The 21,511-nt window shown below is 67.5% G+C and carries 23 protein-coding genes and 3 pseudogenes; 12 read left to right on the top strand and 14 right to left on the bottom strand.

The annotated features are described in order from the left end of the window. Positions 1-201: 201 nt before the first annotated feature. Both OG410_RS34385 and OG410_RS34380 read right to left on the bottom strand, forming a co-directional pair. A complete protein-coding gene (locus tag OG410_RS34385) occupies positions 202-1,011 on the bottom strand; it encodes a transposase (protein WP_329302658.1) in 810 nt (269 codons plus the stop codon). Positions 1,012-1,647: 636 nt separating this feature from the next. After that, positions 1,648-1,983, bottom strand: coding sequence for a helix-turn-helix domain-containing protein (locus OG410_RS34380; RefSeq protein WP_329302657.1), 336 nt, complete (start codon positions 1,981-1,983; stop codon positions 1,648-1,650). A gap of 1,208 nt (positions 1,984-3,191) precedes the next feature. Here OG410_RS34380 and OG410_RS34375 point away from each other — a divergent pair. Further along, a complete protein-coding gene (locus OG410_RS34375) occupies positions 3,192-4,430 on the top strand; it encodes a PP2C family protein-serine/threonine phosphatase (protein WP_329302656.1) in 1,239 nt (412 codons plus the stop codon). A gap of 166 nt (positions 4,431-4,596) precedes the next feature. On the opposite strand, the gene trhA is transcribed toward OG410_RS34375, so the two are convergent. Next, complete coding sequence (trhA, locus tag OG410_RS34370; RefSeq protein WP_326784462.1) at positions 4,597-5,418, bottom strand: PAQR family membrane homeostasis protein TrhA; 822 nt, start codon at positions 5,416-5,418, stop codon at positions 4,597-4,599. 226 nt (positions 5,419-5,644) lie between these two features. On the opposite strand from trhA, the gene OG410_RS34365 reads away from it, so the two are divergent. Next, positions 5,645-6,205, top strand: coding sequence for a hypothetical protein (locus OG410_RS34365; RefSeq protein ID WP_326784463.1), 561 nt, complete (start codon positions 5,645-5,647; stop codon positions 6,203-6,205). Between the two features lie 358 nt (positions 6,206-6,563). Here the strand turns inward: OG410_RS34365 and OG410_RS34360 are convergent. After that, positions 6,564-6,751 (bottom strand): annotated as a pseudogene (locus OG410_RS34360) (IS5-like element IS4811 family transposase); the annotation flags it as partial. Between the two features lie 53 nt (positions 6,752-6,804). Between OG410_RS34360 and OG410_RS34355 the strand changes: the two are divergent. After that, entirely contained in the window at positions 6,805-7,161 is a 357-nt protein-coding gene (locus tag OG410_RS34355; protein WP_328446067.1) for a hypothetical protein, read from the top strand. 108 nt (positions 7,162-7,269) lie between these two features. On the opposite strand, the gene OG410_RS34350 is transcribed toward OG410_RS34355, so the two are convergent. The 4 genes from OG410_RS34350 to OG410_RS34335 all read right to left on the bottom strand — a co-directional run bounded on the left by OG410_RS34350 (position 7,270) and on the right by OG410_RS34335 (position 10,113). Next, on the bottom strand, positions 7,270-7,578 hold the full coding sequence (locus OG410_RS34350) for an SCO5918 family protein (RefSeq protein ID WP_326784465.1): 309 nt from the start codon (positions 7,576-7,578) through the stop codon (positions 7,270-7,272). A 50-nt stretch (positions 7,579-7,628) separates the two neighbouring features. Beyond that, positions 7,629-8,033, bottom strand: a complete 405-nt coding sequence (locus OG410_RS34345) for a CBS domain-containing protein (protein ID WP_329302655.1) — start codon at positions 8,031-8,033, stop codon at positions 7,629-7,631. Positions 8,034-8,078: 45 nt separating this feature from the next. Then, positions 8,079-9,569, bottom strand: coding sequence for a DEAD/DEAH box helicase (locus OG410_RS34340; protein ID WP_329302654.1), 1,491 nt, complete (start codon positions 9,567-9,569; stop codon positions 8,079-8,081). A 340-nt stretch (positions 9,570-9,909) separates the two neighbouring features. Continuing rightward, positions 9,910-10,113: a cold-shock protein gene (locus tag OG410_RS34335; protein WP_326784468.1), complete on the bottom strand. Its 204-nt coding sequence runs from the start codon at positions 10,111-10,113 to the stop codon at positions 9,910-9,912. Positions 10,114-10,578: 465 nt separating this feature from the next. On the opposite strand from OG410_RS34335, the gene OG410_RS34330 reads away from it, so the two are divergent. Then, entirely contained in the window at positions 10,579-11,856 is a 1,278-nt protein-coding gene (locus OG410_RS34330; protein ID WP_443063931.1) for an IS701 family transposase, read from the top strand. 24 nt (positions 11,857-11,880) lie between these two features. Here the strand turns inward: OG410_RS34330 and OG410_RS34325 are convergent, their stop codons facing one another. The 3 genes from OG410_RS34325 to OG410_RS34315 all read right to left on the bottom strand — a co-directional run bounded on the left by OG410_RS34325 (position 11,881) and on the right by OG410_RS34315 (position 14,594). After that, positions 11,881-12,324 (bottom strand): VOC family protein, encoded by a 444-nt coding sequence (locus tag OG410_RS34325; protein ID WP_328674777.1) that lies wholly within the window; start codon positions 12,322-12,324, stop codon positions 11,881-11,883. A gap of 69 nt (positions 12,325-12,393) precedes the next feature. Further along, a complete protein-coding gene (locus OG410_RS34320) occupies positions 12,394-12,789 on the bottom strand; it encodes a helix-turn-helix transcriptional regulator (protein WP_329304342.1) in 396 nt (131 codons plus the stop codon). A gap of 1,157 nt (positions 12,790-13,946) precedes the next feature. After that, positions 13,947-14,594, bottom strand: coding sequence for a type III effector protein (locus tag OG410_RS34315; protein ID WP_329302653.1), 648 nt, complete (start codon positions 14,592-14,594; stop codon positions 13,947-13,949). A 144-nt stretch (positions 14,595-14,738) separates the two neighbouring features. Between OG410_RS34315 and OG410_RS34310 the strand changes: the two genes are divergently transcribed. Together OG410_RS34310 and OG410_RS34305 are read left to right on the top strand one after the other, a co-directional pair. Then, positions 14,739-15,170 (top strand): Hsp20/alpha crystallin family protein, encoded by a 432-nt coding sequence (locus tag OG410_RS34310; RefSeq protein WP_326784470.1) that lies wholly within the window; start codon positions 14,739-14,741, stop codon positions 15,168-15,170. Positions 15,171-15,351: 181 nt separating this feature from the next. Next, a complete protein-coding gene (locus OG410_RS34305; RefSeq protein ID WP_329302652.1) occupies positions 15,352-15,792 on the top strand; it encodes a DUF2267 domain-containing protein in 441 nt (146 codons plus the stop codon). Between the two features lie 71 nt (positions 15,793-15,863). On the opposite strand, the gene OG410_RS34300 is transcribed toward OG410_RS34305, so the two are convergent. Beyond that, the gene (locus tag OG410_RS34300) at positions 15,864-16,040 is read right to left on the bottom strand and encodes a CsbD family protein (protein WP_329302651.1); all 177 of its coding nucleotides are present in this window, start codon (positions 16,038-16,040) and stop codon (positions 15,864-15,866) included. Positions 16,041-16,222: 182 nt separating this feature from the next. On the opposite strand from OG410_RS34300, the gene OG410_RS34295 reads away from it, so the two are divergent. After that, positions 16,223-16,393 (top strand): hydrophobic protein, encoded by a 171-nt coding sequence (locus OG410_RS34295; RefSeq protein WP_067385923.1) that lies wholly within the window; start codon positions 16,223-16,225, stop codon positions 16,391-16,393. Positions 16,394-16,782: 389 nt separating this feature from the next. Beyond that, a pseudogene (locus OG410_RS34290) lies at positions 16,783-17,049 on the top strand (PRC-barrel domain containing protein). A gap of 63 nt (positions 17,050-17,112) precedes the next feature. On the opposite strand, the gene OG410_RS34285 reads toward OG410_RS34290, so the two are convergent. After that, positions 17,113-17,451, bottom strand: coding sequence for a helix-turn-helix domain-containing protein (locus tag OG410_RS34285; protein WP_328672606.1), 339 nt, complete (start codon positions 17,449-17,451; stop codon positions 17,113-17,115). Positions 17,452-18,555: 1,104 nt separating this feature from the next. Here OG410_RS34285 and OG410_RS34280 point away from each other — a divergent pair. The 4 genes and pseudogenes from OG410_RS34280 to OG410_RS34265 all read left to right on the top strand — a co-directional run bounded on the left by OG410_RS34280 (position 18,556) and on the right by OG410_RS34265 (position 20,771). Next, positions 18,556-18,720, top strand: a complete 165-nt coding sequence (locus OG410_RS34280; protein WP_329302650.1) for a hypothetical protein — start codon at positions 18,556-18,558, stop codon at positions 18,718-18,720. 326 nt (positions 18,721-19,046) lie between these two features. Continuing rightward, complete coding sequence (locus tag OG410_RS34275; RefSeq protein ID WP_329302649.1) at positions 19,047-19,886, top strand: RNA polymerase sigma factor SigF; 840 nt, start codon at positions 19,047-19,049, stop codon at positions 19,884-19,886. Between the two features lie 390 nt (positions 19,887-20,276). Next, positions 20,277-20,428, top strand: a pseudogene (locus OG410_RS34270) (IS5/IS1182 family transposase); the annotation flags it as partial. Positions 20,429-20,486: 58 nt separating this feature from the next. Next, positions 20,487-20,771 (top strand): hypothetical protein, encoded by a 285-nt coding sequence (locus OG410_RS34265; RefSeq protein WP_329302648.1) that lies wholly within the window; start codon positions 20,487-20,489, stop codon positions 20,769-20,771. 34 nt (positions 20,772-20,805) lie between these two features. Here OG410_RS34265 and OG410_RS34260 read toward each other — a convergent pair whose 3' ends face one another. Beyond that, a complete protein-coding gene (locus OG410_RS34260; protein WP_329304340.1) occupies positions 20,806-21,423 on the bottom strand; it encodes a malonic semialdehyde reductase in 618 nt (205 codons plus the stop codon). Positions 21,424-21,511: the final 88 nt, after the last annotated feature.

The raw sequence follows: 21,511 nt of genomic DNA, 5'->3' as shown, positions 1-21,511 counted from the left end.
GCTCGCTGCGGTAAAAACACTCTCGGCACGGGGCGTTAAACCCTCACCTCGCTGTCGTAGCTATTAGTCCACAGCTGACCTCGATTCTTCACGAGTGGCGTGAACTCGGCCCGATCGAGGTGCGCCCGTAATGATCTCTGGCCTTCGAGGCGGGCCTTCGCGTGACGCTGCGGGTGCGCCGGCTTCCACGGGCCCGGGGCGCTACTGGTCGTCCTTCTTCCTGGTCTTCGTCGGGGCGGTATTTTGGCGCCGCCAGGTGGCAGCCGGGAGATGGAGAGGCGGGTCCGGGCGGTGGTGAACGCGGTGGCCCAGGGCCAGGTGGACTCGATCCGCAGCCATCGGCCGCGGGCGGGTTTCGTCAGGCAGGCGGGTGGTAGAGCCGGAAGCGCATGGTGTCCGGCTCGGCGGCGGCGAGGTGATCGACGTCGTGGAGGGCGACGAGGCGGTCAGCTTCGCGAACTGCCGCCTTGAGGGCTGCACCCGGCGGACGATCAGCCGCATCCCCTGCGGCCATCCATCGTGGATGTTCAGGCCGGTCAGCTCCGCGACGAAGTAGCCCTCCTGCGTCTCGCCGTTCTGCTTCAGCGAGGTCTCCCATGCCCGCTCCGGGAACCTGGCGATCGCTGTCCCGTCGGCATCGGTCATCTTCCAGCCCACCGCGTAACGCACCTTCCGACGTGCGGTGTTGAGGGCTTCGAGGTGCTTCAGCAGGCCGTGGGTGGCGCCCGCGCCGTCGACCCGGACGAGGATTTCGGCGTGGGAGGAGTCAGGTATCTGTTCCAGTGCGGACACCAGGAAGCGGACGTGATCGGCGACCGTGTTCGCGCCGGCATCGCCCGGCCGCAGCTCCATGGCCAGGGACTCTCCGGTGTTCGCGCACCAGGCCACCAACGGATGGAACCTGAAGGTCTTCTTGAACGTGACCGCCGCGAGCTCCTTCTTCGAGGCGGCGGTGATGATCGTGGCGTCGAGGTCGATGACGATCCAGCCCGTCAGACGCCGGCCCGGCAACCGTCAGCCAGGGAACGTCCCCGGGCCGCAGGTGCAGCCGGGACCACACATGCCGGCGCACCCGACGGCGGGCCTTCGCCACCTGCCCCAGCGTCGTCTCGTCGAGTGCGGCCAGGGTCCGGCGGGCGGTGGAGTCCGAGGCGGGCGGACCGAACAACGGCCGGTGACGGAGCTGGAGCCGCTCGGCCTCCAGCAGGTTCGTCGCCCCAGCATGATCGACACCGCGAGCTGCACCAGCAGCGCGGGCCGGTTCCGCTGGCCAGGCCCACCCACCGGCAATACTCTCGCCAACACCTCGGCCAGCCCGACCCTGTCCGCACACCGCCGCAGCAGTGCCTCCCCGGCGTGTCCGACCAGTCCCTGCCGTCGGCCCGCACGGTCGGCCGCTGGCCCCACCCTGTACGCTCGGTCACCAGAAAAATGCCTTGATCTTCTGCCCGATACGCCCTTACCAAACGCATCCTTGCAGGTCAACGGCACCTTTCTACTGTCGGGGCGTCAGCCCGTCAATTCCGGTGAATAGCCAGGGCTGACGCAGACGCCGCCCGTCCGAACGCCCTGCCGCCGGACAGAACGACCCGCGCGTCACACCCTGACATGTGTGTGCGGGATCCGCCGGAACCCGGACGCACCGTCTCAGGACACGGGCGGACCGGACGGTCCGGCCGTCCGGCGGTGTTCGGCGTTGATGCGCTGGGCTTCTTCGAGTTGGTCTTCGAGGATGATGATGCGGCAGGCGGCGTCGATGGGGGTGCCCTGGTCGACGAGTTCGCGGGCGCGGGCGGCGATGCGCAGTTGGTAGCGGGAGTAGCGGCGGTGTCCGCCCGCGGAGCGGAGCGGGGTGATGAGGCGGGCTTCGCCGAGGGCGCGGAGGAAGCCCTGGGTCGTGCCGAGCAACGCGGCGGCCCGGCCCATGGTGTAGGCGGGGTAGTCGTCGTCATCGAGCCGGCCGAACGAGTCGTCTGCTGTCACTTGCACCTCTCATGGAACGCGTGGAGGGGCCCCGGCGCTATTCGCGCCAGGGCCCCGAAGGAACTGCTACACCATCTGCCGGCCCTGATACTGCGCCGGCCTACTGTTTCCGCAGACCCGACCAAGATTGCTGTCGGGGACGCGGGGATCGCGGTTGCTCGACCGGAGACCACCTCACTATCGATGTCCTGCGGTACCCGGGCTCAGCCATTCCGCCCGGGCGATCCTGATGGCGCTCGGCCCCTCCGTTCTTTCCCTCTGGGATCAACTCACTGCCGGTACTGCTCTACCGCGTACTGCTGGTGATGCGACCTGCTCGGTGACCTGTCACAGCGCCACTCTCCGGCAGCCAGCCCCGTCGCCCGTCCTGCGTCTGCTCTGGCTTAGAACCCCACTGCCGAACCTCCCGGTGCGCGCGCCCGCAGCCGACGCCTTCACCGAGGAACCACTCACATACCTTCACTGCTGAGTCTTGCGAACTGCACTTACCGGTATTGCCACTGCATCAACTGCGGTCCTGCTCACGGCGGCCCCTGATCACTGCGAGCCACCCGGTCCGGTCGTCAGCCCCGTCGCCGTCCTGCAACAACCCTGGCTCCGAAGCTCCACCACCGCACCGCCCTGCACACTGCAACTACATGTACTGCTACCTGGCAGTTCGTGTCTGCCGGGCCCTGCCGATCTCGGCTACGAGAGAAACCATAGCCAGACGATCTCCCAATGTCTACTCCAGCCAGCATAGATTTTTGTGCGTTCGGCGGGGAGGTAAGCGACCTCGACGGCGACGGAGACTGGCACCCGTCACTGCCAGGGCGAGAGGGCGAAAGGTCCGGGGCATGTGCAGCGGGCAGAAGAGCGTCGTCGCGCGATCCAAAAACCCTGGGACCCCAACGAAGAGCGTCAACGCCACAACCGCCCGCTCACCCGCTGGCCGGCGAGGACCTCGGCATGCGGGCTTGGTGTGTCGCACGGACAAGGCGTACGGCCGCCGAGTCCGGGGCGGACGTTGGCATCCGTTCAGGGGCTCTGTGGTGCAATGACACTGCCCGGCACCGGGCCCTGGCGCCGCCCCCTCGGCCCACTCGGCAGGGGGCACTGCGCTGGCGGGCAGCAAAGAGCGAGGAGTCACCGTGACCGTATGCGGGCCTGGCGAAGAAGGCAGGCCGACCACTCGTCTTCCTGACCGCGACGGCAGCCGGGGCGGGGCTATGACCTTGGCGGGGACGCTGGCGGCTGCGGAGGCCGCGGCGCCCGTGGAGTCGCTCGACGTGGTCGCGCGCATGCTCAAAGAGCGACTCGGGGCCGCGGCGGTGTCGTTCCTGATCACCGACTTCAGCGGCGGCTCGGTTGTACGGCTGGGGGCGGCGGGCAGCGTCGAGACCGACGAGCCCGCGCGGCGCATCACGTTGCGGGGCACCCTGTACGACGACGTGATCCGCACCCAGCGGCCGAGTGTGGAGGACAAGGGCGAGGGCGGTCTGGTGCGGCTCGTCGCCCCGGTGACCAACCGCGGGGACGCCATCGGGCTCCTGGAACTGTTCTTGCCCGTCGCGCCTGACGCGGAGGTGATGCAAGAGGTCAGCGAGACCGCGCACGCCCTGGCGTACATCGTCATCGCGAACCGGTCCTTCACCGACGTGTACCAGTGGGGCCGCCGCACCGCCCCGCTGAGCCTGGCCGCCGAGATCCAGCACAGGCTGCTCCCGGCATCACTGGCATGTGAGGCGGCCCAGTTCGCGGTCGCCGGGGCACTGGAGCCGGCCGATCACGTCGGGGGTGACACCTTCGACTACGTGATCGACCGGGACACGGTCCAGCTCTCCGTCACCGACGCCATGGGCCACGATGTCGATGCCGCTCTGCTCGCAACTCTCCTGGTGGGCGCCCTGCGCCGGGCACGGCGGGCCGGCGCCGGCCTCGCCGAACAGGGCGATCAGGCCGATCAGGCCGTGCGCGAGCACGGCCGCCACGGCTACGTCACCGGGCAGCTCCTGCGCATCAGCCTGCTCGACGGCACCGCCGAGTTCATCAACGCCGGGCACCCCTGGCCACTGAGGATGCGGGACGGGCAGGTGCGGGAGATCACTCCGAAGATCGATATGCCGTTCGGCTTCCACGCACCGCACAGCTACCGGGTCCAGTCGCTGGACCTGCGGCCGGGCGACCGGCTGGTGATGCTGACCGACGGCATGCTGGAGCGCAACGCCAACAGCCTTGATCTGCCGGACCTGATCGTCCGCACCCGCGCGCTGCATCCCCGCGAGGCCGCCCGCACCCTCATCGCCGCGGTCGTCGAGGCCAACCACGGTCACCTGCAGGACGACGCGACCGTCATGTGCCTCGACTGGCACGGCATCGGCCACTCCCATCGGGACGCCGACACCGGCGCCAACCTCGCCGACGCCTCCGCCCCGTCGCCAACGGGGCGGACCACTCCCGGGCGATGACCTTGGGAGTGTTCCGCTCCCCCGCTTCGGGCGGCCCTTGGACCGCGGTGCGGAGGAGCGGACGGCTTTCGCGCGCGGCGCGATGCCTCGACGGCCGCCCTGCCCGTCGCGGCCCGGCACGCGGCAACGTGCGTGACCAGCGGCCCTGGCCAAAACGTTGTCGCGGTCAGTAGACGGCCAGGGAGATGGCGATGTAGTGCGCCGTGAAGGCCGCCACGGTCAGAGCGTGGAACACCTCGTGGAAGCCGAACCAGCGCGGTGAGGGATCGGGGCGCTGGAGGGCGTAGACGACCGCGCCCGCGCTGTAAAGAAGACCGCCGGCCACGACCAGGGTGAGTACGGCCGCTCCGCCGGCGTGCAGGAAGTCGGGCAGGTAGCGCACCGGTGCCCACCCCAGCGCCAGGTAGCACGGGGTGTACAGCCAGCGCGGAGCTCCCACCCACAGGACCCGGAAGGCGATGCCGACCAGTGCGCCCGCCCACACGATCCACAGCAGCACGGACCGCTGGCCCGGCGGGAGAAGGAGCACCGCAAGGGGCGTGCAGGTGCCGGCGATGATCAGGAAGATGTTGGCGTGGTCGAGACGCCGCAGGACCGCCTCGCCGCGCGGCCCCCAGGTGCCGCGGTGGTAGATGGCGCTCGTTGCGAACAGCAGCCAGGCGGTGACCGAGTACACGGCGCAGGCCACGGCTGCCTGCGGGGTGCGGGCCAGACAGATGAGCACGATGCCCGCGATCAGTGCGGCGGGGACCATCCCGGCATGCAGCCAGCCACGCAGCCTCGGCTTGATCGGTTCGGCCAGATGGGCCGCCCGCTCCACCAGCGCGGCAACCGAGTGCCCGCTCTCCCCACCTTGTGATCCGCAGGGCAGCCCGTCTTCATGGTCTTCTCCACGCGCTGCGGCGGCGTACGTGTATTCGGCTTCAGCGGCGTCGTGCGACACGGCTTCTCGTCCTCCCTCGGACTCCTGGGCATCACCGGTGATCATGCAGCCATGCTAAAAGACCTCGCCCAGACAGTTTTCTGCAAGGCCGGTCTCGAAACAGCCAGGCCGCGTCGCCGGAAATGGGTCACTGGGTCACTTCGCCGCCGTGTGAACTCCGGCCCGTTGCTGCTGCCGCCCATTGGGCTCGAAGCGGAATAGATCAGCTGCTCATGGGAACGATCAGAGCTCCCGAGCGGGTATCTCCGCTCCCTGCGCGCAAGGATCGCCGATGCTTCCTGAGGTCCGCCCCCACCTGTCCGGCCCCCTCGCCGACCAGTTGGAACACCAACTGGGTCTGGTTCCGCAACGGGAAGCCGGCGATCTCGATGTGCAGCGCGTCGCCGGCATCGCCGTCGTCGCGGCCGCCCACTCCGATGGGTATGCGGCCACCGGTCACCTCCTGGGGCTGCTGGCCGCGCTGCCTGCCCCCACCAAGGCAGGAGAACGCTTCTGGTCGGAGCTGTGGAGGTCTTCGGGCACCGCGTACCTGCTGCCTGCCAACATCAAGGCTGCGGTACTGCGTTCCCTGGCGGGAGAAGGAATCGTGCTGGCCCGACAGATCCTGTCGGCTGTCGATGAGATGACCCCGCCCCAGCGCGTCGCAGCCGGGGAGGTGATCGGTCAGGCCCTCGCCGAGTCCGACCATTTTCCCGACCTCAAGACACAGGTCATCGGAGAACTGTGGCTCCGTGACCTCGAACTCACCGCCTGGCGCGTCCTGCACGCAGACCGCAGGTCCGACGATCCGACAGGACGCAAAGCATTCCTCGATGCCTGGAGCAGGGTCTGAGCTTCAGCGCTTGCTGTCGTGATGGGTGAACAGTTCCAGCAGTGCCCGGACGGGCACGTGTGCGTCTGCAGGATGGCGGAGGGTGCCGTCCAGGCAGAGGATGTAGCGCGTGCGCCGTCCAGCGTGCTCCCGGCGCAGGTAGCCGGCCTGTTCAAGATCGTGACGATGTTCTGGGCGGTCCGCCCGGTGACGTGGCAAGCCGCGGCGATGTAGCGAAGACGGGTGGCAGGGGCGCGGGCGATGACGATCAGCACACGGTTGTGGTTGGTGAGGAAGCTCCACTTCGCAGTCTGTTCGTTCACCATCTGCTCCGTTCTTCGATGTTGCCCAGCTGGGAACATCGCAGGGAATTCGGTTTCATCACCATCAGTGGCAGGCCGTGAGTGTCGACCACTCGACCGTGGTGGCGGCCGTTGCTCCCTTTTTGCCAGGTCGGAGCCGTGAGAGTCTTCCCACGGTCGAAGCCGCTTTGCCTGCCTGCGAGGCGCTGACCGTGGCCACCGCCCTGGCTCCTTTGCCCATCTGGCTGCGGATCCGTCCGGTCAGCACCTCCCGCACACCGGGGGAACCTCAGGGTGGCCAGTAAATATAATCGGCACATGTCGAAGCCTGACGAGCTGCTCGTTGACGTCGCCGCCCTGGTGGAGTCCGGGCAGAGCAACCAGATGTCCCTGACCGTGGTCACCGGTGGTGCTGTCATCACCGGCCGGCTTGCTCCCGAAGCAGTGTGGCGGCAGAGGGTGTCGGACGTGCTGACGGATTCCGCCCGCCTGGGAGAATTCTCAGCCGTCTTCGACACCCCCGCGAAGAACGGGCCGCCCACGCATCTGCACTTCCATGTCGCCCGGATCCTGCAGGGCACGGTGGGGATCCCGGAGACGGGCGGGATGTACCGCGTGGCGATCGCCGACGTCGGCGCCTGGACCGTGGGCGACTTCAGCTATTCCGACCACTGAGCAACCACTGCGACGGGAACCCGTTGCAAGCAGTGTGGGCCCGGCCGGCGCATGCCGGCCGGGCCCACACTGCTGTTCAGGTGTCGGCTTCGTGCCTGTTTCCCTCGGTCAGACGGACACGGGAGTGCCGAGCATCGCGGAAGCGTGCTGGAGCGGGCTGAGGATGCGTACGGGTGCGGCCTCGGGGAGAGTACGGCAGGTGAAGCCGAGCTGCGTCATGGCCCGCAGGACTTCGCCGGCGCTGAAATCACGACGGTCCTGGCGGGTGATGACCTGGCCGACCTGCTTGACGGGGTAGTGGCGGCGGCCGATGATCACGGATTCGCCGGTACCCAGTTCGGGCTTGATGCCCTTCATCGATTCCAGCACGCCGCTCTTGGTGAGCTCGAAGGGGAAGCGGGCGATGACACAGCGCATGTGACCTCACAGAGAGAAAAGGGAGAACGGGCCGACCAGGGTGAGACGGCTCAGCGGGAGAGGGCGAGGACGCCCAGAGCGCTGCCTTGCCCGTCGACCACCTGCAGGGCACCGAGCCGGCGGGAGCGCATCGCGTGCTCGGCTTCGGCCGTCGTGGCCACGGATGTAGTGAACGACCCGCGGTCGCCGAGGATCTCGCGCAGGCGGACGCGGTCCGTGTAGGCAGAGCTGTCGCGGACGGCGGTGAGTTCGGTCCGGGTGACCAGGCCGGCGCGCTGGCCGTCCTGGTCACAGACGACCAGCCGACCCGTGCGCGCGGCGGCCATGACCGACAGCGCCACCTCGACACTCATGTCGTCACAGACCTGCGGTCCGGCCGCGTCCATGACCTCAGCCACCGTCTTGTGCCCGAGGTTGGCGCTCGCCGGGCGGGGCTGCATCTGAACCAGCGTCACAAGGTGCCTCCTGCAGAGATGGGTAGCTTCCTGATCACGAAGGTTCTAGGCCGCCGTGCCGAAGGCGGTCTGGCGTACGGGCGTGCGCCGGGTCGTCGAAGAGGGGCGGCGCCGGCCTCGCGAGGTGCTGCGCTTGGAGCGTTCGGTCACCGGTGCGGTGATGACGACCGGGATGCCGGACGGGGTCTGGGCGCCGGTGATCCGGTGCAGGGCCTCGTCGCCCGAGCGGATCTGGGTGGTCTGCGGCCGGATTCCGGCGTCCGACATGAGGCGCACCATGCCGCGACGCTGGCTCGGTGTGACCAGGGTGACGACACTGCCGGACTCGCCGGCTCGGGCCGTACGGCCTCCGCGGTGGAGGTAGTCCTTGTGGTCGGTCGGCGGATCGACGTTCACGACGAGGTCGAGGTTGTCGACGTGGATGCCGCGCGCCGCGACGTTGGTCGCTACCAGCACGCTGACGTGCCCCGTCTTGAACTGCGCCAGCGTGCGAGTGCGCTGCGGCTGCGACTTGCCGCCGTGCAGCGCGGCGGCCCGAACCCCACTGTTGAGGAGGTCCTGGGTCAGCCGGTCGACGGCATGCTTGGTGTCCAGGAACATGATCACCCGGCCCTCGCGGGCGGCGATCTCCGTCGTGGCAGCGTGCTTGTCGGCGCCGTGGACGTGCAGGACGTGGTGCTCCATCGTCGTGACCGCACCGGCCGAGGGGTCGACCGAATGCACGACGGGGTCCGTCAGATAGCGGCGCACCAGCAGGTCGACGTTGCGGTCCAAGGTGGCGGAGAACAGCATCCGCTGCCCCTCCGGACGCACCTGGTCGAGCAGCGCGGTGACCTGCGGCATGAAACCCATGTCGGCCATCTGGTCGGCCTCGTCCAGCACCGTGATGCCCACCTGGTTCAGCCGGCAGTCGCCCCGGTCGATGAGGTCCTTGAGCCGCCCCGGAGTCGCCACCACGACCTCAGCCCCGCCTCGCAGCGCGCCGGCCTGCCTGCCGATCGACATCCCGCCCACCACCGTGGCCAGCCGCAGCCTGACAGACCGGGCATACGGAGTGAGCGCGTCGGTCACCTGCTGCGCCAGCTCACGCGTCGGTACGAGGATCAGCCCCAGCGGCTGGCGGGGCTCAGCACGCTGTCCCGCGGTACGGGCCAGCAGAGCGAGACCGAAAGCGAGGGTCTTGCCGGAACCGGTGCGCCCGCGGCCCAGGACGTCACGGCCTGCCAGGGAGTTCGGCAGTGTCGCGCCCTGGATCGGGAACGGCGCGCTCACACCCTGCCTGCCGAGTTCGGCCAGCAGCTGCTCGGGCATGGAGAGATCGGCGAAGCTCTCCACGGCGGGCAGCGCGGGGGTGATCGTCGTGGGGAGCGCGAATTCACCCTGCACGGGGGCGGGCCGACGGCCGTAACTTCCGGAACGGGCAGGACCGCCGGAACGGCGCGGTGCCGGCGAGCCGAAGCGGCTGCCGCCCCTTCCTGCGTCGGCACTGCCATTACGGGCGCGGGGCGAGCGGTCGTTCGTACGTGTGCGGTTCATGCGGAACCTTCCTCGATGCGGCACATATCAAGGAATTCCCGCAAGCGGTGAGCAGCACGGAATTACAAGTATGGACCGATGTCAAAGCAAATCCGGCCGACGGAAATCCGCGGCGGGCGTAAATACTGAAATAGGCGACGCAGCGAGGACGTAAAGTCCCGGGCGCCGGGTGCAGTGTGACTCTTCAGAATGCGCCTGCATCCTGGAGGAGGAGCCGCGTGTGGTGAGACCGCGGATTTCTCCGAGCCGTCCCGCAGGTGAAACCACTGCGGGAAAATGCGTGTAGCTGGGGCCCGCACCCCGAGGGATGCGGGCCCCAGCTACACAGTGCGCGTCAGCGTCAGGCCGGAACGATGTTCTCGGCCGTCGGGCCCTTCTGGCCCTGCGCGATGTCGAAGGTCACCTTCTGGCCTTCCTGAAGCTCACGGAAGCCCTGGGCGGCAATGTTCGAGAAGTGGGCGAACACGTCAGCGCCGCCACCGTCCTGCTCGATGAAGCCGAAACCCTTGTCCGCGTTGAACCACTTCACGGTACCAGCAGCCATGTCATATCTCCTTTGGGGCAGTACACCGGCATCCGCACTGTGCGAACACCGTGTCGCCGCGATGATTACCCCGCCGGAAAATGACCGGAAATACAAAAGCGCTCTCCCCGGCAGAAGCCGAGTGGGAGCACTTGAAGTTCGGGAACCACAACTGCAACTGAGATGGACAGTAGCACGCCGCAACGGCCCGCGTCGGTTAAGTAATTCTACTCCGCTCATTGTGGCAAAAACTCTCACTACACGGTCCGGCAAACTCTCACCTCACGAGCACAGATATTGACCCACTCGCAGTGCAACGTTCCAGAAAAGCGGAGTCGCCAGCCGCAACCAGGGTTGTCGGGGCGCTTTTACTCCAGCTGTAGATCGTGATCTTGCTGGTTGGGCCGGTGTGGAGACAGGTGCGGCCTCCGTTGATCATCGTGAGTTGTGTGGACTTACGAAGAGGCGGTGGCCGCAGGTCACAACATGGATCCCGCGCGTTGGCGCGAGGCATTCGATGGCCTGTTGGGGCGGATCGCGGTCCGGTTCAAGCGGGTTGAACCCCGGCGCCGGGTCGGGCGGCTGGTGCTCGGGCTGCTGTCGGACCTGCCGCGGAAGAACTGCTGGACGATCGCGGAGTGGGCTGGAAAGGCCAGCCCGCACGGCATGCAACACCTGCTGTGCCGGGCAGCCTGGGACGCCGACGCCGTCCGTGACGACATGCGCGCATACGTGGTCGAGCACCTCCGCGACGACGCCGCGGTGCTGGTCGTCGACGAGACCGGGGACGTGAAGAAGGGGACGCACACTGTCGGCGTCCAGCGCCAGTACACCGGTACGGCCGGGAGGATCGAGAACTCCCAGGTCGCGGTCTACCTCGTTTACGCGGGCGCCCGGGGGCACGCGGCGGTGGACCGAGAACTGTCCATCCCGCGTTCGTGGACGTGCGACCCAGATCGCTGCCGGGCAGCAGGGCTTGGCGAGGACACCATTTTCGCGACCAAGCCGGAACTGGCCCGGGTGATGATCGAACGGTTCCTGAACGCCGGACACCGCATCGGCTGGGTCACGGGGGACGAGGTCTACGGCGGCAATCCGAAACCGCGGGCGGCGCTGGAGGAACGCGGCATCGGCTACGTCCTCGCGGTGGCCTGCTCGACTGAAGTGCCGACCGGCGCGGGCACGTTCCGTGCTGATGCCCTGGTGAAGAAGGTGCCCAGGCGGGCCTGGCAGAAGCTCTCGGCCGGACGCGGTGCGAAGGGGCAGCGGTTCTACGACTGGGCCGTCATCGACCTTACCGAAGCGGCACCGGGCCACCACCAGCTGTTGATCCGCCGCAACCGCACCACCGGCGTGCTCGCCTACTACCACTGCCACTGCACCACGCCGACATCCCTGGCCACCCTGGTCAAGGTCGCAGGTTCCAGATGGCGGGTGGAGGAAACCTTCCAAAGCGAGAAAGGGCTGGCCGGGCTCGATGAGCATCAGGTCCGCCGCTACCCCTCCTGGGTCCGATGGGTCACCCTCGCCATGCTCGCCCATGCCTTTCTCGCCGTTGTCCGTGCCGACGAACACACCCGCCGTCCGGGACCGGATGACCTGCTCCCGCTGACCTGTAACGAGATCCAGCGCCTGTTCATCACTGTTGCTGTCCGCCCCGGTCACGGCCCCGCTCACCGGCTCAGCTGGTCCACCTGGCGACGCCGCCACCAGTCACGATCACGAGCCGGTCATTACCGGCGACAAGCCGCATCACAGACGTGAAGATCACGGTCTACGGCTCAGCTATCAGCAGCTCCAGTCCTTGTCGAGATCGAGCTGCTCACGACGCTGGGTGAAGGAGAACCAGTTGCCGGAATCATCGTGGAAGATGGCCTCAGTCCCGTACGGCCGCTCCTGCGGTGCCTGCAGAAACTCCACACCGCGCGCCTTCATCGCCTGGTAATCGGCATGGATGTCGTCGGTGGCGAATACACCCGCCCCCAGCACACCCTTGGCGATCAGCTTCTTCAACTCTTCGGCGGACTCTGGATCGAGCGCAGGTGGCCCTGGGACCATCAATGTGATCTCAAGATCCGGCTGGTCCTTGGCGCCGACGGTGAGCCAGCGCATCCCCGCCTCGCCCATCGTCATGTCGGTACGAATCTCGAGCCCCAGTTGCTCGGTGTAGAACGCCTTGGCCCGCTCGTGGTCGAGGACCCAGACGTTGGCGATGGACAATCCCTTGATCACGGCTGACTCCCTGTGCTCGACGGGGCGCTGCTCGCCCACGCCCTGCAGCCCACCGTAGTTACCGCTGCCTCACCCGGCTTCTCTAAAATTGCGCTCTTCGGCGCTGCGCTTCAGCAGTCCCTTGAAACTCCCGTGCCAGAGCAGCGCATAGCACCCGGGGATCAGCGCCGACCCCTGCCCGACGTGCCGGGCGCGGTACTCACTCGGCGTGAGGCCGGTGTGCTTCTTGAAGCTGGAGGAGAAAGTTCCCAGGCTGGTGAAGCCGACCAGCGTGCAGATCTCGGTGACCGACAGGTCGGCAGTGCGCAGCAGCTCCTCCGCGCGCTCGATGCGGCGGTGGCTCAGATACTGCCCGGGTGTCTGCCCGTACGCGGCCCGGAAGACGCGGACGAAGTGGTAGCGCGAGTACCCAGCGTGCGCGGCGACCATGTCCAGGTCTATGGGCTCGGCCCAATCACGGTCCATGGCGTCCTTGGCGAGACGTAGCCGCCGCAACTGCGAGAGCTGGGCATCGTGCGTCAAGGCCGGAGTGGTGCTCACGCCTCGATGGTGACACACAGACCGCCTCGAACGGGTCGATCCCTCGCGCCGGCCACCGGCACCACGTCTGACGACTGTTCACGGCGTTCGCCGTCCGCCCCGTGGACAATCTGGCCCGCCGACTCGGCTGGTCCAACTGGCAACGTCGCCATCAGGATCGTCCCCGGGTCAACCCTTACCGCTGAACAGCTCTGAAGTAGAAATCAAGATCACGATCTACAGCTGGAGCATTTGGCGTGTGCGGCTGTCCACAGGATCGCATTGAACAGCGGCCAAGAGCAGCCACCAACATGGGCGGACCTGCGCTGATCGCCGCGTCCGGAGCAGTGGTCGAGCGTTCGATCCGGTGAGGGGACGCCACCGTGGATCGTGTCGGGCAAACTGCGCCCTCCGGAAGTGCCGTGCGCTCAAAGCTCGGCTTCACCCGGACATGGCAGCTGACAGCGGGCTGAAACTTTGGTGTTCGTTCGCCGTCTGCCTGACGGGCGCCAGTCGGCCGGCGGCCGTGTGCCTCGCGTGACGTGGCCCCCGTACCGTCCGCATCGAGCACTCCCCCGCAGGCAGGACCCGGAAGCATGAAACCCGGGTATCGAAGCTGCCCGCCAGGGACGCACCGGGCCTGTCGGCCTCTACGGGAGTCGAGGCAGGCCCGGCGCTCATGGAACGCCGCAGGCTCGCTCTGCTGCGGGAAGCAGCCTCAACCACCACACCCGAACGGTGCAGGCGCGTCCCCGTGGCCGCACCCGCAGCACGAGGGGTGCAGTGATTGAGGGCGGACGAGGAAGGCATGGCCGGCCGTGGCTGGCACCCGAGGCAGCTCCTCGAGAGGCCTCAACTCAGCTGGCGGGCGCACAGATGGGCTCAGGAGCGATGGGCGGACATCAGCACCGGCACGCGGCGAGGGCAGGGCTGCCACCGGGACGCGCGGCACCTCTCCCCCCCTCCCCCCCCCCGCTGCCCTCCCGATGAGGCCTCCTGCTTGCGGCACCGGCGATGGCCGAAGATCTTGTCGCAGGGGTCGAGTCGGGTGGATCGTCAACCGGGACGGATTCTTTCGCGACGTCCATTTCACCCGACGGCTGTTACTGCCCGCTCGAAGAGCGCTGACGCTGCTCGCTCTCGCGTCTCTCGTGGGCGTGGCGGTCGATGTCGGTGACGCGGTCCGCGAGGTCGGGATGAGCAGGCCGCAGGTGGGGGCCTGTATCGGAGAGAGGGCCGAGGAGTTGGGAGGGGTCACTGTCACCAAGTGCGGTGTGGAGGGACCTGATCGCGTCCGTTGCGGTGGCGGGAAGGTCCGGCAAGGCAGTAATGGTCCCGGCGAGCTGGCGCAGCGCGGCGGCGTGGTCGTGAGCCCAAGCAGCTACGGAGCGGTTCGCGGCGCGCCGGCCGCGGGTGGCCTGCACACGCTGTTCCTTGGTGGCACCCGCTTCACCGGGACGCACACGCAGGTAGCGCCGCTCGGCGGCCTGGCGGCTGGAGACGCCGAGGGGGTGGGCCAGGTCGGCCCAACTGGCACCGGCTTCCCGGGCCGTCTCGATCAGCCCGGGCTCCCAGCCGGCCAGTTGTTCACGTACCTCGCGCAGGAGCAGCAGGGCCGCCATGGCCTGCTCAGGATCGTCGGTGGAGGCGTTCTCCTCGGTTCGCGCAGTCCGCATGGCCTGGGCGATGGCCTGCAGTGCGGTGGCCGTTGCCGCGAAGGAAGCCGGTGCCGGGATGGGGTCGTCACTCATCGTCTTCTCCTTCGCAGGTTGTGGCCCACCACTCGATGCGTCGTCGTTCGGATGACTCATGAGTTGTCGTCGTTCGGATGACATGCTACAACGGTGTCAGGTGAAGCGCACAGCAACTGCTGAACTCATCTGGAGGTGTATCCCGTGTTGATGCGCACCGACCCGTTCCGTGAACTCGACCGGCTGGCCCAGCACCTGATGGGTCCGGGAACATGGTCCCGCCCTTCCGCGATGCCGATGGACGCCTACCGGGACGGCGACCAGTACGTCATCGCCTTCGACCTGCCGGGTATCGACCCCGACGCCCTCGACATCGACGTCGAGCGGAACATGCTCACCGTGAAGGCGGAACGCCGGCCCCTGCCGCGGTCCGAGAGCGCCCAGACGGAACTCTCCGAACGGCCTCTTGGTGCCTTCTCCCGCCAGCTCGTCCTGGCCGACACCCTCGACACCGAACGCATCTCCGCCGACTACGAGGCCGGCGTCCTGACGCTCCACATCCCGATCGCGGAGCGGGCCAAGCCCCGCAAGATCAGCGTCAACAGCACCGGCAACCGCAAGGAACTCGACAGCTGATCCGGTGAACGTGCCCCATCCACCCGGGGCCCCGGGCGGTCTGCCTGCAATCCCGCCTGGGCCCCGGCGGCACTGACTCTCCACTCCACGCCGGACAACCGGCCCCGCGAAGAACACGGTTCACGCGGAACAGCCGGTCCACCGCAGGAAGACGGTCACGCAAGGAAAGTCGACACGCCTCATGACTCTTCTCTCTCCCCCCGCGCCCCCTGCCCCGACGGCAACCGTCACCTTCGAGCACATGCTGGAGAAGGTCCGCTACGAAGGCGCCTACCCCACCCGCGCCCAGACAGAATGCGTCGTACGCCGCGTCCTCGAAGGCCTCGGCCGCCAGCTGACAGACATCGAGCGGACGGAACTCGCCGCTCGTCTCCCCCAGGAAGCCGCCCACACCTTCGCTTCGCAGATCCCTGCGGGTGAGGCCCTGACGGGCTGGGGCTTCGTGAAGGACCTCGCTGAGCGAACCGGGGGTACGCCGGCGACGACCCGCTGGGACGTCGGATCAGTCCTGGGCGTCGTCGCCCGCCTCGCCGGAGACGACCTGACCACCCGGATCATCGGACAGCTCCCCGACGGCTACGCCCTGCTGTTCGGACGTGCCCAGCTCGTCCGGGCCGCCTGACTCCCCAGCCCGGGACCGGCAGCAAAGATCCCGGCAGCCAACGGGCTGCCGGGATCAGGGGTGCTGAGCGCCTACTTGGGCCGGACGGCGTCCTTGGCCTTCTCCTTGGCCGCACGCAGGTCGCCCTTGGACTCCTCGACGCGCCCCTCAACCTCCAGCGACTCGTTACCCACCGCACCGCCGACGACCTTCTTGACCTTGCCCTCGACCTGCTCGCCCTTGGCCTGAGCCTTCTCGTCCGCAGCCACAACCACTCACCCCTGCCTCAATCGGAACTCACGTATGCCCTCCGTGTCACCCCGGATCGCATCCTCAAACCAGCTCGATGACCGCCACGCTTTCGCAGCCGTGGACCGTCTAAGGAATACATAAGATCCACAGGAATGGAGATCGATCCGCAGGGCACACGACGGTCCGGAGGTTGATAACTATGGTTCCTATTCTTCTTGTTCTACTGCTCGCCCTGATCCTCTTCGGTGCCGGTTTCGCACTGAAGGCGCTCTGGTGGATCGCCGTGATCGTCCTGATCGTGTGGGTCCTCGGCTTCGTGATCCGCCCGACAGCAAGCGGCGGCAAGCGCGGTCGCTGGTACCGCTGGTAGACGGCCTGATCAGCGCATCATCACGGGTGGGGCCCGACGCTTCGGCGTCGGGCCCCACCCATGTCCTGTCCCAGTGACCGAAGGATGAAAAGGCTAGTTCTTCCGGTTCGGGGTAGCTGGAGGCCATGGCCGGAGGCGGCCGTGACGTCAGGAACCATGGCCCTCCAGCACGACGCCTCCGGCTGTCCGCTCTTTCCGCAGGGCGTATGAATAGGCGCAAGAAGCCGGGAACCCGAATCTCTGAGGGAACGTCACCAATGACGCTCAATCTCGGCAAGTCTGCAGTTCAACTGCGGGTGGCAAAGCATTCTTTGATGAGGCAGCCGTACTTTATGAGTGACAACATCTGGGGCTGCCAGCTGGCCACCGGCTAGACCGCGGGCACCGACCTGATCGGATACAAGGTCGAGGCCGCCGACGGTGACGTCGGCAAGGTCGACAAGCACTCGGACGACATCGACTCCTCCCACCTCGTCACCGGCGTGTGGATCTTCGGCAAGCACGTTCTGCTGCCGGCCGGAACCTTCAGCAAGTCGACCAACAAGCGGAGGTCTACGTCGCGCTCACCCAAAACGAGATCAAGGACTCCCCAGTTCGACAACGTCGGCTACCACGAGCAAGTCGGCAGCTACTACCAGAACCAGCTCAGCATCTGACGTCAGCACCCGTGCGCATGCGAAGGGGGCGGCAGGCGCGGGAAGTCCAGGGGTCCAGGCTCCTCAGGCTGCGGCCGTTGGATCCGCAGGCGGGGAGGCGCGGCGGTGTTCGGCGTTGATGCGCTGGGCTTCTTCGAGCTGGTCTTCGAGGATGATGATGCGGCAGGCGGCGTCGATGGGGGTGCCGTTGTCGACGAGTTCGCGGGCGCGGGCGGCGATGCGCAGTTGGTAGCGGGAGTAGCGGCGGTGGCCGCCCGCGGAGCGGAGCGGGGTGATGAGGCGGGCTTCGCCGAGGGCGCGGAGGAAGCCCTGGGTGGTGCCGAGCAACGCTGCGGCCCGGCCCATGGTGTAGGCGGGGTAGTCGTCGTCATCGAGCCGGCCGAACGAGTCGTCTGCTGTCACTTGCACCTCTCATGGAACGCGTGGAGGGGCCCCGGCGCTATTCGCGCCAGGGCCCCGAAGGAACTGCTACACCATCTGCCGGCCCTGATACTGCGCCGGCCTACTGTTTCCGCAGACCCGACCAAGATTGCTGTCGGGGACGCGGGGATCGCGGTTGCTCGACCGGAGACCACCTCACTATCGATGTCCTGCGGTACCCGGGCTCAGCCATTCCGCCCGGGCGATCCTGATGGCGCTCGGCCCCTCCGTTCTTTCCCTCTGGGATCAACTCACTGCCGGTACTGCTCTACCGCGTACTGCTGGTGATGCGACCTGCTCGGTGACCTGTCACAGCGCCACTCTCCGGCAGCCAGCCCCGTCGCCCGTCCTGCGTCTGCTCTGGCTTAGAACCCCACTGCCGAACCTCCCGGTGCGCGCGCCCGCAGCCGACGCCTTCACCGAGGAACCACTCACATACCTTCACTGCTGAGTCTTGCGAACTGCACTTACCGGTATTGCCACTGCATCAACTGCGGTCCTGCTCACGGCGGCCCCTGATCACTGCGAGCCACCCGGTCCGGTCGTCAGCCCCGTCGCCGTCCTGCAACAACCCTGGCTCCGAAGCTCCACCACCGCACCGTCCTGCACACTGCAACTACATGTACTGCTACCTGGCAGTTCGTGTCTGCCGGGCCCTGCTGATCTCGGCTACGAGAGAAACCATAGCCAGACGATCTCCCAATGTCTACTCCAGCCAGCATAGATTTTCGCGTGTCTTGCGGAGAGTTAGTCAGCCTCGAACAACGACGGTGGAAGGCCCCGGCCGGGTTGGCCGGCTGCGCGACAGGGCACAAGCGCAGCGCACACACCGGACATTGGACTCCACAGGGGCTTGGGGGAACTGATGGTCACGATGAGCGCAGGACGTCGCACCCGACCGTTCTGTGGCATCCATCGCCGACGTACGCGAGAGCGCCCGGGCCCTTTTTTTAAGGGTCTCGGCCCGATCGCGCAGGACGCCGCCGACACCGTGGTCCTGGCCGCCTCCGAACTCGTCACCAACGCCCTGCGCCACGGCGGCGGCGCCTACACCCTGGACCTGGTCGCACCCCGGACAGTATCGAGGTGGCCGTGCACGACCACTGCTCCCAGGCGCCCCCCATGCGCATCCCCGCTCTGAACAGCACCGGAGGCTTCGGCCGGCCCATGGTCAACCACCTCGCCCACGCCACCGCGGTCACCCGCCACCCGTTGGGGAGCAAGACCGTGAGCGTCCTCCTGCCGCGGTAGCGACTCGGCGTAAGCGTCGGGCGGCGCTCCTGGCCGTTGCTGGGGAAGGTGACCGCAGTGGCAAAGTCCTGACGTCGCGTTGCCCGTCGTGCCGGCACCAGGGGCTCGCCGGGACGGCATCTCGGCGAGGGCGGCCGGCCCTACGCCGAAACCCCGGATGCCGAATGGGTTAACCTCGCTTCCGCTTTGACTCCTGAGGCCGGATGGCCGAGCAGCAGATGCACTGCGGAATTGCCTGGCATGGATGCCTCAACTGCGGGTACGCCGTCTCTGGCCGCTCAGGAGCAGGCGGCGTATGAGGATGGATCACGCAGGAGGGGACGAGCATGACAGTGACCGAGACGGCAGGGGCGCGGACCGTTGTGCTGCCGGAGATCAGTGACCCGTCGCAGGTCGCTCCGAAGGACGCCCGCGAGCTGTCGAGGCTGTTCTTCGACCAGCTCGCCGTCCTGGAAGAGGGCACGCCCGAGTACCAGTACGCGCGCAACACCCTCATCGAAATGAACATCACCCTCGTCCAGTTCGCGGCCTCGCGTTTCCGCAGCCGCGGCCAGGACGAGATGGAGGACATCGTCCAGGTCGGCACCATCGGCCTCATCAAGGCCATCGACCGCTTCGAGCTGTCCCGCGAGGTCGAGTTCACCTCCTTCGCCGTCCCCTACATCGTCGGCGAGATCAAGCGCTTCTTCCGCGACACCACGTGGGCCGTCCACGTCCCGCGCCGCCTGCAGGAAGCACGCGTGGCGCTCGCCAAGGCCACCGAGGAGCTCCGCAGCCGCCTCGGCCGCACCCCGAGCACGCGTGAACTGTCCGAGCTGATGTCATTGTCGGAGGAAGAGGTCATCGAGGCTCGCAAGGCCTCCAACGGCTACACCTCGGCCTCCCTCGACGCCGCCATCACCTCCAGCGAAGACGGCGAAGCCGCCCTCGCCGACTTCATCGGCGTGGACGACACCGCCCTCGAACTCGTCGAGGACTTCAACGCTCTCGCCCCTCTGATCTCCCAGCTCGACGACCGTGAACGCCGCATCATCCACATGCGGTTCGTCGACGAGCTCACCCAGGCCCAGATCGGCGAACACCTCGGCGTCTCCCAGATGCACGTCTCCCGCCTCCTCAACCGCACCCTCGCCAAGCTGCGGACAGGCATGCTCGCCACCAACTGACCATCCCAGAAAACGGATCCGGCGGTGTTCCCCACCTGCACGGTGGGGAACACCGCCGGATCCGTTTGAGCCCGCCACGGGCGTTCTGTGCTGAAGACCCGGGACCGTCCCCTCACTGTCAGGACCAGCACACCGCGCTCCCGTATGAGGCATGCTGCTTCTTCAGCACCGTCCGCTGGGACCGTCTGCTCGTACGAGCGCGAAACGCGACTGCACGATGCCCCGCGGGCATCGGCGGCAGGCCCTCGCATCGAGAGATCGCACCGACTGGCTGTGCGACAGTGCTCCCCGGCCTGCTCGGCAGCGTCCGGGACATGCCGGCACCGGAGCGGCCGAGAGTCCCGCTGTCGGACGTGAGTTTGACCTGAAGGTCGTCGGGTCGGATCGCCGGTCCTCGACGAACTTGGCTCCCGCGGGGAACTGGACTGGTCTCGCCGCGCGATCGACCCGGTGAACGTGCGGGCCCTGAAAAGGGGAACCTGACGGGTCCGAATCCTGGGGATCGCGGCAAGTACGAATCGAAGATCCACTTGATCACCGAACGGCCCGTGGTTTTAGCGGGCCTGGGTGGCGTCCACGTCTTTGCGAGACGACTCCACCGTGCCACACAGCGCCTATCAGACGAACCTCCAGCAGCGGCACTCTCACCCGTCCGGCCCATCGGTCCTCTCACACCTGCCCTCGGCGGCAGCCGATCTCGTCCTCCTCGGAAACCTCACCGGCCGCTACGCCGACGGTAGTTGCAGCAGGCTCGCCTCCGACAGGCGGACCGTGGCGCTGCGCACCGATCACCAGGGCACGGCCGAGCACGGGCACCGGATCACCGCGGCCATCGCCTGTCATGTGGCCCGTATCGGCGGGACCATTGACCATCTGAAGAGGTGACCGCGTCCCGCGCGACCATGCGCCAGCAATGCCGTCAGACCCAGGCGACGGCGCCCTCGACGGGCACGCGGGGCAGCCGCGGGAACCATGGGTCGGCACCGGGGTGACCGATGTTGACCACCAGATGGGAACGCCAGCTGGTCCCGGCGAAGAACTCCTTGTTCACGCCGGCCTCGTCGAAGCCCGCCATGGGACCGGCCGCGAGCCCCGCCGCGCGCACCGCGAGCAGGAAGACCCCGGTCTGCAGTGCCGAGTTGTAGGCAGCGATGCTCTCGCGCTTCTCGGTCTGGTCGGCGAACGCCGCTCGCAGCATGTCGCCGCGGGCCGGAAAGACTGTCGGCATCTGCTCGTGGAAGTCGGTGTCGTACGCCAGGACCGCCACGGCCGGCGCACTGAGCGTCTTGGCTCTGTTGCCCTCGTCCAGGTGCCGGACCAAGCGCTCCTTGCCCTCGCGGGTGCGCACGAAGAGCACACGCAGAGGCTGGCTGTTGGCGGCGCTCGGCGACCAGCGGGCGAGTTCCCAGATCATGGCGAGTTCGCCGTCGGTGACGGCCGTTGCGGCGAAGGTGTTCGCGGTGCGGGCCTCTGTGAACAGCAGCTTTCGCCCGGCGTCGTCCAGGACATCGAGGGCCTGCGGTTCGCGGTCGGTTATGGTCACGGTTTCTCTCTTGCTTCGGTGTGCGGATGGTGTGGTGTTGGGGCGGGCTCTCCGCCCGGTACCAGTCGGCGGGACGGGGTTT

Source organism: Streptomyces sp. NBC_00659 (assembly GCF_036226925.1).
In the GTDB taxonomy this organism is placed as follows: domain Bacteria; phylum Actinomycetota; class Actinomycetes; order Streptomycetales; family Streptomycetaceae; genus Streptomyces.
The sequence above is the reverse complement of the archived record's forward strand: the minus strand, read 5'-3'. Positions and strand labels throughout refer to the sequence as shown.